The 13,232-nt window shown below is 57.2% G+C and carries 14 protein-coding genes; 6 read left to right on the forward strand and 8 right to left on the reverse strand.

Annotated features, from left to right (window positions below; translation table 11 throughout):
- The first annotated feature begins 71 nt into the window (after positions 1–71).
- Positions 72–941, forward strand: a complete 870-nt coding sequence (locus VD17_RS22080) for a DUF6279 family lipoprotein (protein ID WP_046055656.1) — start codon at positions 72–74, stop codon at positions 939–941.
- Between the two features lie 123 nt (positions 942–1,064).
- Here the strand turns inward: VD17_RS22080 and VD17_RS22085 are convergent, their stop codons facing one another.
- A complete protein-coding gene (locus tag VD17_RS22085) occupies positions 1,065–1,457 on the reverse strand; it encodes a hypothetical protein (RefSeq protein WP_033056119.1) in 393 nt (130 codons plus the stop codon).
- A 176-nt stretch (positions 1,458–1,633) separates the two neighbouring features.
- Here VD17_RS22085 and VD17_RS22090 point away from each other — a divergent pair, with 176 nt between their 5' ends.
- A complete protein-coding gene (locus VD17_RS22090; protein WP_046055657.1) occupies positions 1,634–2,368 on the forward strand; it encodes a DUF899 domain-containing protein in 735 nt (244 codons plus the stop codon).
- A gap of 520 nt (positions 2,369–2,888) precedes the next feature.
- On the opposite strand, the gene VD17_RS22095 is transcribed toward VD17_RS22090, so the two are convergent.
- Both VD17_RS22095 and VD17_RS22100 read right to left on the reverse strand, forming a co-directional pair.
- A complete protein-coding gene (locus tag VD17_RS22095; protein WP_046055658.1) occupies positions 2,889–3,218 on the reverse strand; it encodes a hypothetical protein in 330 nt (109 codons plus the stop codon).
- Positions 3,219–3,446: 228 nt separating this feature from the next.
- Positions 3,447–3,773: a hypothetical protein gene (locus VD17_RS22100; RefSeq protein WP_046055659.1), complete on the reverse strand. Its 327-nt coding sequence runs from the start codon at positions 3,771–3,773 to the stop codon at positions 3,447–3,449.
- A gap of 132 nt (positions 3,774–3,905) precedes the next feature.
- On the opposite strand from VD17_RS22100, the gene VD17_RS22105 reads away from it, so the two are divergent.
- Both VD17_RS22105 and VD17_RS22110 read left to right on the forward strand, forming a co-directional pair.
- The gene (locus tag VD17_RS22105; protein WP_046055660.1) at positions 3,906–4,139 is read left to right on the forward strand and encodes a hypothetical protein; all 234 of its coding nucleotides are present in this window, start codon (positions 3,906–3,908) and stop codon (positions 4,137–4,139) included.
- Positions 4,140–4,244: 105 nt separating this feature from the next.
- Complete coding sequence (locus VD17_RS22110) at positions 4,245–4,520, forward strand: hypothetical protein (RefSeq protein WP_046055661.1); 276 nt, start codon at positions 4,245–4,247, stop codon at positions 4,518–4,520.
- A 99-nt stretch (positions 4,521–4,619) separates the two neighbouring features.
- On the opposite strand, the gene VD17_RS22115 is transcribed toward VD17_RS22110, so the two are convergent.
- The 3 genes from VD17_RS22115 to VD17_RS22125 all read right to left on the reverse strand — a co-directional run bounded on the left by VD17_RS22115 (position 4,620) and on the right by VD17_RS22125 (position 7,626).
- Positions 4,620–5,390: an IclR family transcriptional regulator gene (locus VD17_RS22115; RefSeq protein WP_046055662.1), complete on the reverse strand. Its 771-nt coding sequence runs from the start codon at positions 5,388–5,390 to the stop codon at positions 4,620–4,622.
- 86 nt (positions 5,391–5,476) lie between these two features.
- Complete coding sequence (locus VD17_RS22120; protein WP_185753196.1) at positions 5,477–6,688, reverse strand: CaiB/BaiF CoA transferase family protein; 1,212 nt, start codon at positions 6,686–6,688, stop codon at positions 5,477–5,479.
- Positions 6,685–7,626: a hydroxymethylglutaryl-CoA lyase gene (locus tag VD17_RS22125; RefSeq protein ID WP_046055664.1), complete on the reverse strand. Its 942-nt coding sequence runs from the start codon at positions 7,624–7,626 to the stop codon at positions 6,685–6,687. The genes VD17_RS22120 and VD17_RS22125 overlap by 4 nt, the downstream gene beginning before the upstream one ends.
- Positions 7,627–7,895: 269 nt before the next feature.
- Between VD17_RS22125 and VD17_RS22130 the strand changes: the two genes are divergently transcribed.
- Positions 7,896–9,182: a CitMHS family transporter gene (locus tag VD17_RS22130; protein ID WP_046055665.1), complete on the forward strand. Its 1,287-nt coding sequence runs from the start codon at positions 7,896–7,898 to the stop codon at positions 9,180–9,182.
- A gap of 62 nt (positions 9,183–9,244) precedes the next feature.
- On the opposite strand, the gene VD17_RS22135 is transcribed toward VD17_RS22130, so the two are convergent.
- The gene (locus VD17_RS22135; RefSeq protein WP_008153197.1) at positions 9,245–10,591 is read right to left on the reverse strand and encodes a DEAD/DEAH box helicase; all 1,347 of its coding nucleotides are present in this window, start codon (positions 10,589–10,591) and stop codon (positions 9,245–9,247) included.
- Between the two features lie 194 nt (positions 10,592–10,785).
- Between VD17_RS22135 and VD17_RS22140 the strand changes: the two genes are divergently transcribed.
- Positions 10,786–12,084 (forward strand): mechanosensitive ion channel family protein, encoded by a 1,299-nt coding sequence (locus VD17_RS22140; protein ID WP_046055666.1) that lies wholly within the window; start codon positions 10,786–10,788, stop codon positions 12,082–12,084.
- 108 nt (positions 12,085–12,192) lie between these two features.
- Here VD17_RS22140 and VD17_RS22145 read toward each other — a convergent pair whose 3' ends face one another.
- Positions 12,193–13,059, reverse strand: coding sequence for a carboxylate/amino acid/amine transporter (locus tag VD17_RS22145; protein ID WP_046055667.1), 867 nt, complete (start codon positions 13,057–13,059; stop codon positions 12,193–12,195).
- Between the last annotated feature and the right edge of the window lie 173 nt (positions 13,060–13,232).

Genomic DNA, 13,232 nt, shown 5'->3' on the forward strand with positions numbered 1-13,232 from the left:
CTGCGAGGCTCATCCTGCGTTCACATAGAAAAGCCCATTAAAAAAGCCAGGCCTTCGCAAAGGATTCGCCCATGTCGCGCTGGTTGAAGTGTCTTGCCGTCGTTATCACCCTCAGTCTCGCCCTCGGTGCGTGCAGCCGCGTGGGCCTGGCCTATCGCAACCTCGACGTGATCATTCCGTGGACGCTCAGCGACTACCTGGACATGAACGGCGAGCAGAAAGGCTGGTTCAACGAGCGCCTCAAGGAACACCTGAGCTGGCATTGCTCCACGCAACTGCCGGGCTATCTCGACTGGCTGGATCGCTTGCAGGTCATGGTCGAGACCAACCAGGTCACCGACGCTGCGCTGCAAACCCGCGTCCAGGAAGCCAAACAAGCCATCGCCCAAACTGCCCGGGAAATCACCCCGTCGGCCATTGAGCTGTTGCAAGGGCTGAATGACCAGCAAGTTGCGGAAATGAACGAGGCCTTCGCCAAGGACCAGCGTAAACGCCAGGCGCAATACCTCAAGCCGTCTCTCGATGAACAGATCAAGGCGCGCAGCCAGCGTATGGAAAAACGCCTGAACGACTGGCTCGGCCCGCTCAGTGCAGCCCAGCAGTTACGGATTGTCTCGTGGTCAAACGCCTTGGGTGACCAGAATACGCAATGGATCGCTAACCGCGTCCATTGGCAGAAGCAGTTCAGTGCAGCGGTTGCGCAGCGCCAGAGTCCAGAATTCCCACAGCGAATCGAGACGCTTCTGGTGAATCGAGAGAGTTTGTGGACGCCCGCTTATCGCCAGGCCTACGCCAACACCGAAGCACAGGCACGGGCGCTATTTGTGGATTTGATGGCCGAAAGCACGCCGGAACAGCGCCAGCAGTTGTTGAAGAAAATAGAAGGGGTACGCAAGGACTTCAACGATTTGAAGTGTCTGAAGGCAGCAAAACACAGCTAAGCACTACACAACTCCCTGTGGGAGCGAGCCTGCTCGCGATAGCGGAGTGACAGTCGACATCATTGTTGTCTGCCGCACCGCATTCGCGAGCAGGCTCACTCCCACATTGGTTATGGGTGATCGTCAGGCAATCTGCGCCTTCGACGCCACCCCATCAAACGTCACCTCGTCCAGCGCATCTTCCTGCTCATCCAGCACCTGCCGCGGATGGTCATTGCCCGGAATACTGCTGTCGATCAGGCTCAATAAACTCGAGCCCCGCGGCGTCAAAATGTAGTTCGAACCGTTGCCACCTTGATCCTCAGGCCGAGGCTCAATGTAGCCGCGCAATAACAGTAACTTTTCATACTCACCAGCCACTGCTTTCAGATGATCCAGGTTCTCAATCTCCTCGCCCTTTGCCGCTTTTTCCGCCGCGTACTGCTCGGCGTAGGGCCGTGGCGTAAAGCTGTGGCCAGCGCTGTTCTGCGCCTCGTGCAACAAGCGTTCAATCAAATCCCAGTTATAAGTCGTCATCCTGATTCAACCTCCAAAGCCAGAGAGTGAGGTGGCCTTATAGGTTGTGACCGGCGCGGTTCGTAGCCGTTCAGCTGAGGTTTTGAACAGCACTGACCGGCGGTATGTCGAATTGGGCGTAGGTCAGACGACTAGCTTGTGTAAGTCAACTCCCAGCATCCTGCAGGAGAATCCCAATGAACATTCAGAATCATCCCGTCGTCTCTCGAGAAGAATGGCTCGCCGCCCGCAAGCAACACCTGGCCCACGAAAAAGCCTTCACCAAAGAACGAGATAAACTCAGCGCCGAACGCCGCGCCCTGCCTTGGGTGAAAATCGACAAGGACTACCGCTTTCAGGGCCCGAACGGCGAACTGAAACTGGCTGACCTGTTCGGTGGCCATAGCCAGTTGGTCATCTACCACTTCATGTTTGGCAAAGGTTGGGATGAAGGCTGTTCCGGCTGCTCGTTCCTGTCCGACCACATCGACGGCGCCAACCAACACCTGGCCCATCATGACGTCGCCGTGGTCGCGGTTTCTCACGCACCGTTCGCCGAATTCCAAGCATTCAAACGGCGCATGGGCTGGAAATTCGATTGGGTGTCGTCAGAAGGCTGCGACTTCAACTACGACTTCGGCGTCTCGGCCCGAGCAGAAGACGTCACCGCCGGCAAAGCCACCTACAACTACGAAAAATCCGACGGTGCTGAAGAAGAACTTCCCGGCCTCAGCGTGTTTTATCGCAATGAAGCTGGCGAGATTTTTCACACCTATTCAACTTATGCCCGAGGGCTGGACTTGTTGGTCGGTGCCTATAACTACCTCGACCTCACGCCCAAGGGCCGTAATGAAGAGGAAATCATGGAGTGGGTGAGGTATCACGACCGGTATGAGGACAAGGCACCGGCCAGTTGCTGTCATGGGGGATAGACCTCAAAACCTAGTCGCGTCCAATCGCGAGCAGGCTCGCTCCCACACTTGGATTTGTGTCGGCCACACTATCTCCAAACACCGCCAATCTACTGTGGGAGCGAGCCTGCTCGCGATGACTGACAAACATTCAACACTGATATTGACTGATACACCGCTATCGTCGGATCGCCGCCCGGAGCAAGCTCGCTCCCACAGATGTCGGCAGTGTTTAGTCATCTGCAATTTGCCAGGCGACTGTCCGACCGCACCAGGGCATCTCCCCTACATCAAGTTCAGAACAGGGGCTCTGTACCGCTGGGCGGCTGATCCTTATAGTCAAACCGTCGTCCAAAAGACGACCGGGTTTGGCGACCTGATCATTGAGAGTCCTTTTTAATTACGAGAGACTCCACCCATGGATAGATACATGCCCCTCACCGGAATCGACCTGATCCCTGCCTCCCTGCTCATCGACACCCAAGCCCCTTGCGGATCGCCCGTTTCATGGGGACATGCATCGTTAAACCTGTCTTTACGATTAGTCATACTTGAAAGTAATTGCCAACTTTTCAGCCACAACATTTACAGTAATAGTGCAACCACTCCAGACGGGCAAATCGGCTGTCATCTCACTGTCCTTGTATATTTTTCTTAGTTCAACCAGGCTTTTAAATACCCCCACATCTACATGACTGCTACTTGGACTGAACCAGTCTTTCTTTCCTTCTTCATCAATGTAATCAAATAGAAATTGACAGTGATCATCCTCAGGAGAAAGCTCGGCTTCAACTATAACCTCAACCGCCGAATGTGGAGCTGTGCCTAACAGTATTTCTCCGATCTGCAGATAGATCTCGTCTTCACTCATCCGTCATACCCCTCCGGGTGAATTTACAAAAAAAGGGACAGATTTATTTTCTGGCCTCTTCATCGATAGTCAAATAAATAAATTCGTCCCCTTTTACCCTTTCCCCATAAGCCTGCCCCCGTGACGCGAATAACTTTGGAGAGACTTGAACGCGTCGCGAGTCGAGGTACATCAACAGGCGCAGGCGTTGGATTTAGTCGTAGGACCGGCTAATGAGCTTCCCGCGCTTCAAAAAATCTCGTCATATCCGTAATTGATCTTCAGTTTATTACGCAGCACGTCGAAATTTATTTCACACTTCGTCCAAACAGCCTTTCCACTTAAAAATGATCTATTTCTTAACTTCACCAAAAGCTCTGTCAAATCGCCTACCGCACGAGCGGGCGGACTGAACCATTCAGTCTTGTCGCTACTATCAACATAGTCGAACTCGTACTTACAAGCGTCACCTTCTGGATACAACTCGGCCCTTACGACAATTACATTGGCGCTTTCGGGGCCTGCGTCAACCAACAGTTGCCCGATCTCTTGCAACAATCCCTGTTCCTGCGCCATCAAACACCTCCCAGCGTGTTCTTGAAGTCGATGGTAACCGGACGCCCCCATTGATTACGAATCGATCTGGACGCACCCCTTGGCCACCATATACAGCCTCGATCTTAACATTGACCTTCTTACCTTCATCTACTGCTTTCACCCAAGCGTTTGCCTTTACCTGCACTAGACGTCCTGCAAGCCATGACTGATTACCGAATCCGCACCGTCACCCAAGTTCTGGAAAACATCATCTTCCGCGCCGAAATCGGCTGCGACACCGTGGTGCTGTCCGACTTTTCAAAACTGCTCGCCATCCCGTTGCGTGACGGTTGTGATTTGATGGATGTGATCGGCAGACGCTTGCGAGCGCAGGCGGTGGCGTAAATGAAAACGGGCGCCCTTCACGGTGCCCGTTCATGCCTCTGAACTTTTTACACGCTTAAACCCTCAACTGGATAACTTGCCGTAACCGGAAGTGAGGCCCGCCCCATGAAAACCCTGCTGAAATTCACCCTCGCCGCCACCCTCGCCTGCGCCCTCCCCGTCTGGGCCTGCACCCCCGAGGAAGCCACGGCCAAACGCGAACAATTAGCCAAGGAAGTGACCAAGCTCACCGAACAAAACCCAGCCAAAGCCAAAGAGATCAACGCCGAGTTGCAGAAGATGGATCTAGGGACGGCCAGCAAGGATCTACCGGACAAGTGCCAGTTGATCGATCAGCGATTGAAGGAGTTGGGATCGGCGGAGAAAAAAACTGAGGGCTGAAGGCAAGATCAAAAGATCGCAGCCTCGTTTCACTCGACAGCTCCTACAAGGATCGGTGTACACCTGTAGGAGCTCTGCGATCTTTTGATGTGAAGAAGGTCAATCTTCCAGGGCAATCCGCTCAACCGCCTTGAGCAATTCCCGACTGTCCCCGCCTAGCGCAACGGTGGCCTTGGCTGCGGCATCGAGCAGCAATCCGCACGCCGTAACGACCTTCTCCTGGCTGAATCGCTCGGCAGGGCCAGACAAGGTCAATGCCCCCGTCAGCTCAAAAGCCGCATTGAACACCGGCACCGACACCGAAGCCGTTTCCGGATCACGCTCACCAAAGGACGTCGCCCAGAATTGCTCGCGGATGGCGCCCAGGCTCGGGTCGGACACTGCGCCAAAAGCTCGTAGGATTTTTCCCGAGGCGCCGGCATTCACCGGGAATCGTGCACCTTCATGCAGGGAAACCCGCACCGCACGCCTGGGCTCGACACGAAACAACACCACGCGACTGTCGTTTTCCCGTACATAAAATGAAGACGTTTCGCCGCTCGCTTCGGACAGGGATTCCAGCAACGGGTAGATCACATCCCGCAGGCGGAACGAGGTCTGATAGACCTGCGCCAGCCGTAATGGCTCGGGGCCAACGGCGTATTGGCCATCGCCGAGGCGACGGATGAAGCCGGCGCGTTCCAGCGAACTCATCAAGCGCAGGATGGTGCTTTTATACAGCCCCGTGCGCCGGGCGATTTCCGCCAGCGGCAGGCTGTTACTGCCGACATCGAACGCCGCGAGGATCGCAAAGGCGCGATCCACGGCCGCTACGCCACCTTCGGCAGCAGGCAGGGAAGGTTCGTCTTCCGATGGTGATTGTTTGCTCATGTTCGCTCGTGACAAAACTTCGGGACGGCGCCAGCAACGGCTGCGCAGCGGCTACCTTAACCGTTGATCGAACGGGCGACCACCCTTCACGCCTCGGACTTGATGACCCCGGCGCTGTGCAGTGCGTAGATATCGGCCGGGGTGTAACCCAACTCGCTCAGCAATTCATCTGAATGGCTGCCCAAAGCCGGCACGTTCAAACGAGTACCAAAGCGCTGTCCGTCCATTTCGAACGGCAACATCGGCACATTGACCGACTGGCCGTCAGGCAACGTCACTTGAGCCATGCCACCGGAGTCGTTCAGGTGCTTGTCTTCGAACATATCCTGAGGTCGCTGGATCGGAGAAAACGGCAGACCGGCCTTTTCACACAGTGCCATGACTTCAACCTTGCTCATGGCGGCCAGACAGTCGCGTACTTTCGGCAGGATCAACTGGCGCGCAGCCACTCGCTGGTTGTTGCTGGCGAACTGCGGATCGCTACCGAACGCATCGAAGCTGAACACTTCACAGAAGCTTTTCCACTGACTGTCGCTGACCACGCCGAGGAAGATCTGCTCTTCATCGGCGCAACTGAACACGTCATAGATTGCCCACGCAGAGACACGGCTGGGCATCGGCGCGACGGGCGCACCAGTGACGACGTTTTGCATCATGTGCTGGGCCACCAGAAATGCCGAGTTCTCGAACAGGCCAGTCTGCACGAACTGGCCCTGAGCGCTTTGGGTACGCTGCAGCAGTGCCGCGAGAATTGAAATTGCGCTGAACATTCCGCCCATCACGTCGTTGACCGACGCCCCGGCGCGCAACGGTTGGCCGACAGGGCCAGTCATATAGGCCAGGCCCGTCATCATCTGCACCACTTCGTCGAGCGCCGTACGATGTTCGTAGGGGCCAGGCAGAAAACCCTTCATGGAGCTGTAAATAATGTCCGGCTTGATCGCCTTGACGTCGGCGTAACCCAGACCGAGTTTTTCCATGGTGCCGGGACGGAAGTTCTCGGTGACTACGTCTGCGGTGGCGATCAGTTTCTTCACCGCCGCAATTCCTTCGGGGGTTTTCAGGTCGACGGCGAAGCTTTTCTTGTTGCGGTTGTAGGTGGTCCAGTACCCGGCGCCGGAGCCCATCAAGCGTCGAGTGTTGTCGCCTTGCGGGGTCGGTTCGACCTTGATCACCTCAGCCCCCAGATCAGCCAGCACCAGACCGCAGGTCGGCCCCATGACCATGTGAACGAACTCGATGACCCGAATACCGGCCAGCGGCAAAGGCTTTTGTTGTTGGCTGAGGCTCATGTTCATACCGCCTTCTTCGCATAGTGAAAATTCTTGCCCACACCGGCATCGGGGATGAAGCCGTACAGCGGTTCACCCGGCAGGCCCTGGCGCAACCACTCGCGAGCCGCCACCAGCCGATCGATGTCGATACCAGTGCGCAGGCCCATGGATTCGAGCAGGTAAACCAGGTCTTCGGTGACGATGTTGCCCGACGCGCCGGGGGCGTATGGGCAGCCACCGATCCCGCCCTGAGAGGCGTCGATGGTGGTCACGCCCACGTCCAGCGCCGCCAGCACATTGGCCAGGCCCTGGCCGCGGGTGTTGTGGAAATGCGCACTGCCGGCAACACCCGGCAATTCCTGGCGCAATCGGGTGAACAAGCGCCGGACCTGAGTCGGGTTGGCGTAGCCGACGGTGTCGGCCAGCCCCACTTCATTGACGCCCAGCTCGGCCATGAGGGTGGCCATGCGCAAAGTGTCGTCATCCGGCACTTCGCCCTGGATCGTGCAACCAAACACCGTCGACAACCCGGCCTCGATTTCGATGTTCGGGTACTGCTCGTTGCGCAAGGCAACGACGGCGCGAACTTCCTGATAGACCTCAATGTGGGTCTTGCGGATGTTGGCCAGGGAATGGGGTTCGCTCACCGAAATCGGCATCGTGATTTTTTGCACGCCAGCCTTGAATGCCGCTTCGGCGCCCTTGAGGTTGGGCACCAGTGCGGTCACGAACAGGTTGGGCAAGGTTCGCGCATAAGCCACCACCTCAGCGGCATCGGCCATCTGCGGCAGCAGTTTCGGCGACACAAAAGAGCCCACCTCGATTTCGCGCAGCCCGGCATTAGCCAGGGCCGCGATCCATTTCAGTTTCAGCGCGGTCGGCATGGTCGCCGCGACGCTTTGCAGCCCGTCTCGCGGCCCGACTTCGCTGACCAAAATATCGATTTCGTTCGAATGACCCATCACCAACCCTCCTGAGACGCCACGAGAACCCGTGTTTTCGGGCACCTCGAAACTCGTTCTACCTGACAGAATATTGTTCTGTTTTTAGTATCTGCCGGGTTTCGGTGACTTGTCAACGAACGGACAAACACTTGACAGCACAAAAAATTGATCGGAAAGTTGTTCCATCAAAAGGAATGATGTTCTGCCTAACAGAACGATAGAGACGACCAAGCGGTGCTTCCACCCGCCGTCGCGCCCGGACAAAACCTATAAAAACGAGGGAACTCATGCTGACGCTAATCAGCTATTCGATGATCACGTGCTTCATGTACCTGGTCATGAGCAAACGCCTGTCGCCGCTGGTTGCACTGTTGCTGGTGCCAGTCGCCTTTGCCTGCCTGGCCGGTTACACCACGACACTAGGGCCGATGATGTTAGACGGCTTGAAGATGCTAGCCCCGACCGGGGTGATGCTGACCTTTGCGATTCTGTATTTCTGCATGATGACCGATGCCGGGTTGTTCAATCCGCTGGTCAAACTGATCCTCAAAGCGGTGAAAGGCGATCCGCAAAAGATCGTGCTGGGCACCGCGATTCTCGGGATCTGCGTCGGCCTGGACGGCGACGGTGCCACCACTTACATCATCACCTGCGCGGCACTGCTGCCGCTGTATCGCCGCACTGGCGTGCGTCTGCAAGTCATGGCCACCGTGTTGCTGCTGGCCATCGGGGTGATGAATATTCTGCCGTGGGCCGGACCGTTTTCCCGGGCGGCCAGTGCCATGAAGGTGGACATCACCGAGCTGTTCGTGGCGATGCTGCCGTTGATGGCCATCGGGTTGGCGTGGGTGATTTTCGTCGCGCTCTATCTGGGCCGCCTGGAACGGCGTCGGCTGGGGGTGGTGCAACTCGACGGCAATGAAGGCCTGGAACACTTCACCGAATTTCGCCTGAACGATTGGCGCTTCCTGTTCAACGCGGCGCTGACCATTACCCTGATCGCGCTGATGATGCTCGCGGTGATGCCGCCAGCCGTGTTGTTTATGCTCGCCTTCGGTATCGGCCTGGTGGTGAACTTCCCGAACCTCAAAGACCAGAAAGCGGTGATCGCCCGTCACGCCGACAACGTCATGGCGGTGACCTTGCTGATCTTCGCGGCGGGGATTTTCGTTGGCATCATGGGCGGGACCGGCATGACCAAGGCCATATCCGAGAGTCTGATCCACGTGATCCCGGAATGGGCCGGCAGTTCGATGTCGATCATCACCGCGTTTATCAGCATGCCGTTCACCTACGTGCTGACCAACGACGCGTTCTACTTTGGCGTGCTGCCGATCCTTGCCGAAACCGCCAGCCACTACGGCATCACCGGCAAGGAAATGGCCATCGCCGGGTTGATCGGTCAACCGGTGCATTTGCTCAGTCCGCTGGTGGCGTCCACGTACCTGCTATGCGGATTACTGGATCTGGATTATGGCGACAACCAGCGCATGACCTTGAAATGGACCGTTGGCACGGTAGGGGTGATGCTGTTGGCGGCGCTGGCATTCGGTTCGATTTCGATTGTCAGATAACCCGGCAAAACCCACAAAAAACCCGGACAGTGTCCGGGTTTTTTGTGGGTCGCTAGAACTGCTTACTCAGCAGCCGGCGCTTCCGGCTTGCGGCGCTTCAGCGGCGCCATGCCATCCTTGCTAACCAGCGACAGGGCGTCGGTCTTCGGGCGGTTGGCGATTTTGCGTTTGGTCGGTGCCTTGGCGCCGGTTTTCTTCTTGTCGCCCTTGGCGTCGACTTTTTTCTTCTTCACGCCAACGGCTTTGCCCGAGGCCTTGACCTTTTTCGGTCCGCCGTAGGTGCCTTTGACTTCCTTGATGGTGCGGCGCTCGAAGCTCTGCTTGAGGTAGCGCTCGACGCTCGACATCAGGTTCCAGTCGCCGTGGCAGATCAGCGAGATGGCCAGGCCATCGTTGCCGGCACGGCCGGTGCGACCGATGCGGTGAACGTATTCGTCGCCGCTGCGCGGCATGTCGAAGTTGATCACCAGGTCCAGGCCTTCCACGTCCAGGCCGCGAGCGGCGACGTCGGTGGCGACGAGGATTTTCACGCCGCCCTGCTTCAGGCGGTCGATGGCCAGCTTGCGGTCCTTCTGGTCTTTGTCACCGTGCAGGACGAACGCTTTGTATTCCTGCGCCACCAGGCGGCCGTAGATACGGTCGGCCATGGCCCGGGTGTTGGTGAACACGATGGCCTTCTGGTAGGTCTCGTTGGCCAGCAGCCAGTTCACGATCTGTTCTTTGTGCTGGTTGTGGTCAGCGGTGATGATCTGCTGACGGGTGGTCGCATTCAGATCGCTGACGTTGTTGAGCTGCAGGTGCTCAGGGTTGTTCAGTACCTTGGCGACCATCTCGCGCAGGCCCGAACCACCGGTAGTGGCGGAGAACAGCATGGTCTGCTGGCGGTTGGTGCACTCTTCCACCAGACGCTGGACGTCTTCGGCAAAGCCCATGTCGAGCATGCGGTCGGCTTCGTCGAGGACCAGTACTTCGACTTCTTTCAGGTCGAGGTTGCCGGCGTTCAGTTGCTCGATCATCCGGCCAGGCGTACCGATCAGGATGTCCGGCACCTTGCGCAGCATGGCAGCCTGGACCTTGAAGTCTTCACCGCCGGTGATCAGGCCGGACTTGATGAAGGTGAACTGAGCGAAACGCTCAACTTCCTTGATGGTTTGCTGGGCCAGCTCGCGGGTCGGCAGCAGGATCAGGGTCTTGATGCTGACGCGGACTTTAGCCGGGCCGATCAGACGGTTGAGGATCGGCAAAACAAAAGCAGCGGTTTTGCCGCTACCGGTTTGCGCTGTCACCCGCAGGTCACGCCCTTGGAGCGCCAGCGGAATAGCCGCTGCTTGCACAGGCGTTGGCTCGACAAATTTAAGCTCGGCCACGGCTTTGAGCAGGCGTTCGTGCAGGGCGAATTGGGAAAACACGGGTGCTACCTCGAAGAAATACAAAAAAACAGCTGCATAGGGTAACGGTTTCGAGCGCTAAGGCCGAGTTTCTTTATACAAACGGCGCTAAACAGTGGTTTTTTTTGTTGCGTCTTTTGTCCTCGAACGTCATCCAAAGCGTCTTAAATGCTCTAATCGCCCCGTCGCGTCCTACAGAAGAACCGTTTTCGCCCATGGATATCAAACAGCTCTGGCTCAACGTCCAAGACCTTTGGGGTGCCCTTGATCAGCACCCGCTCCTGCATTCCAGCCTGGCTTTGGTGGTATTACTGGTGGTTGCGCTGGCCCTCGGACGAGTGGCGCGCTACCTCATTCTGCATGCGACCAAAATGCTCGGTCGCCAGCCGGCATTGCACTGGATCAATGACTTTCGGCATAACAAGGTCTTTCATCGCCTGGCGCAGATCACACCCTCGCTGGTGATCCAGTTCGGCTTGCACCTGGTGCCGGAGCTGGGCAAAACCAGCCTGATCTTCCTTGGTAACGTCGCGCTGGCATTTACCATTCTGTTTTTGCTGTTGGCGGTCAGTGCCCTGCTCAGCGCCCTGCTCGATATCTACGCGCGCACCGAACATGCCCGTACCCGCTCGATCAAAGGCTACATACAACTGACGAAAATGGTGCTGTATGTGTTTGGCGCGATCATCATCGTTGCCACCCTCATCGACCGTTCGCCGCTGTTGCTGCTGTCGGGTCTGGGCGCCATGTCGGCGGTGATTCTGTTGGTCTACAAGGACACCCTCCTGTCGTTCGTCGCCAGCGTGCAGCTGACCAGCAATGACATGCTGCGGGTCGGCGACTGGATCGAGATGCCGCAAGTCGGCGCCGACGGTGACGTGGTCGACATCACGCTGCACACGGTCAAGGTGCAAAATTTCGATAAAACGATTGTTTCGATTCCAACCTGGCGCCTGATGTCCGAGTCGTTCAAGAACTGGCGCGGCATGCAGCAATCCGGTGGACGACGGATCAAGCGCAGCCTGTTCATCGACGCCAGTGGCGTGCGGTTCATCCGCGATGACGAAGAGCAGAAGCTGTCCCAGGTGCATCTGCTGACCGACTACATCAGCCGCAAGCAGGCTGAGCTCAAGGCCTGGAACGAAGCGCAGGGCAACGTTGCAGCGATGTCGGCCAACCGTCGGCGGATGACCAATATCGGAACCTTCCGCGCGTATGCATTGGCGTATTTGAAGAGTCACCCGGAAATCCAGCCGAACATGACCTGCATGGTTCGGCAGATGCAGACCACCGCGCAGGGGATTCCGCTGGAAATCTACTGTTTCACCCGCACCACCGTGTGGGCGGATTACGAGCGGATTCAGGGGGATATTTTCGATTACCTGCTGGCAGTGTTGCCGGAGTTTGGCTTGAGCCTTTATCAGCAACCCAGTGGCGGTGATTTGCGGGCCGGGTTGCTTCCGGCCATGTTAGGCGCGAGCCATATCCCCGAACCCGAAAAACACATCATGTAACCCCGCATATCCCCTGTGGGAGCGAGCTTGCTCGCGATAGCAGTGTGTCAGATAACATTGATGTCGACTGACACTCAGCCATCGCGAGCAAGCTCGCTCCCACAGGAATTAGTGTGCGATTGCCGGTCGGCGTACACCCAAACGACTGATCCACACCGCCATCAAAATCACCGACCCGCCAAAGAACAACCGCCCCAGTTCTTCATGTTGATTCCAGATCAGCAGATTGATCAGCAACCCCACCGGCACATGCAGGTTGTTCATCACCGCGAGCGTCCCGCCATTCACCAGGCACGCGCCCTTGTTCCACCAGTACAACCCGAGCGCAGTCGAGACCAGGCCGAGGAACACCAGCACGCCCCATTGCAGCGGTGCTTCGGGCAGGAAGTTCTGTTTGCCAAACAACAGAAACGCCGGCAACGCCACCGCCAATGCCCCCAGGTAGAAGTAACCAAAGCGCCGGTAATGCGGCAAATCGCTCGGATGGCGGGCCACCAGATGCTTATAGAGCACTTGCCCGGCGGCGTAGGTGAAGTTGGCCAGTTGCAGCAGCAGGAAGCCCATGAAGAAATCGGGGTTGATCCGGTCGTAGCGAATGACCGCCGCGCCCATCACCGCCACCAGTGCCGCGACCAATGCCCACGGATTGAAACGCCGGTTCAACGCATCCTCAATCAAAGTCACGTGCAGCGGCGTGAGGATGGTGAACAGCAACACCTCCGGCACTGTCAGCACCCGAAAGCTCAGGTACAGGCAGACGTAGGTCACCCCGAACTGCAACGCGCCGATCAGCAGCATGCCGCGCATGAACGCCGGTTCAACCGAACGCCAGCGGGTCAACGGAATGAATACCAGCCCCGCCAGCACCACTCGCACCAGCACCGCAAAGTAACTGTCGACATGACCGGCCAGGTATTCGCCGATCAAGCTGAAGGAAAACGCCTGAATCAGCGTGACAAAAAGTAGATAGCCCATGCTCGCCTCGTTTCGAATGGCGGCGACGATAGCGGTTTTTGCCTGTTATCGCGAACCGTCAGGCAACACAAATCCCTGTGGGAGCGAGCTCGCTCCCACAGGGTTTTATGCCCGCTCATCAAATCGCAGGCAAAAAAAAGCCCGATCTCGCTAAAGCGTTCAATCGGGCTACA

Source organism: Pseudomonas fluorescens (assembly GCF_000968015.1).
Lineage (GTDB): Bacteria > Pseudomonadota > Gammaproteobacteria > Pseudomonadales > Pseudomonadaceae > Aquipseudomonas > Aquipseudomonas fluorescens_W.

Excerpts from the sequence above, each read along its gene's own strand:
- VD17_RS22080 (WP_046055656.1), top strand. The coding sequence starts at position 72 with ATGTCGCGCTGGTTGAAGTGTCTTGCCGTCGTTATCACCCTCAGTCTC.
- VD17_RS22085 (WP_033056119.1), bottom strand. The coding sequence starts at position 1,457 with ATGACGACTTATAACTGGGATTTGATTGAACGCTTGTTGCACGAGGCG.
- VD17_RS22090 (WP_046055657.1), top strand. The coding sequence starts at position 1,634 with ATGAACATTCAGAATCATCCCGTCGTCTCTCGAGAAGAATGGCTCGCC.
- VD17_RS22095 (WP_046055658.1), bottom strand. The coding sequence starts at position 3,218 with ATGAGTGAAGACGAGATCTATCTGCAGATCGGAGAAATACTGTTAGGC.
- VD17_RS22100 (WP_046055659.1), bottom strand. The coding sequence starts at position 3,773 with ATGGCGCAGGAACAGGGATTGTTGCAAGAGATCGGGCAACTGTTGGTT.
- VD17_RS22110 (WP_046055661.1), top strand. The coding sequence starts at position 4,245 with ATGAAAACCCTGCTGAAATTCACCCTCGCCGCCACCCTCGCCTGCGCC.
- VD17_RS22115 (WP_046055662.1), bottom strand. The coding sequence starts at position 5,390 with ATGAGCAAACAATCACCATCGGAAGACGAACCTTCCCTGCCTGCTGCC.
- VD17_RS22120 (WP_185753196.1), bottom strand. The coding sequence starts at position 6,688 with ATGAACATGAGCCTCAGCCAACAACAAAAGCCTTTGCCGCTGGCCGGT.
- VD17_RS22125 (WP_046055664.1), bottom strand. The coding sequence starts at position 7,626 with ATGGGTCATTCGAACGAAATCGATATTTTGGTCAGCGAAGTCGGGCCG.
- VD17_RS22130 (WP_046055665.1), top strand. The coding sequence starts at position 7,896 with ATGCTGACGCTAATCAGCTATTCGATGATCACGTGCTTCATGTACCTG.
- VD17_RS22140 (WP_046055666.1), top strand. The coding sequence starts at position 10,786 with ATGGATATCAAACAGCTCTGGCTCAACGTCCAAGACCTTTGGGGTGCC.
- VD17_RS22145 (WP_046055667.1), bottom strand. The coding sequence starts at position 13,059 with ATGGGCTATCTACTTTTTGTCACGCTGATTCAGGCGTTTTCCTTCAGC.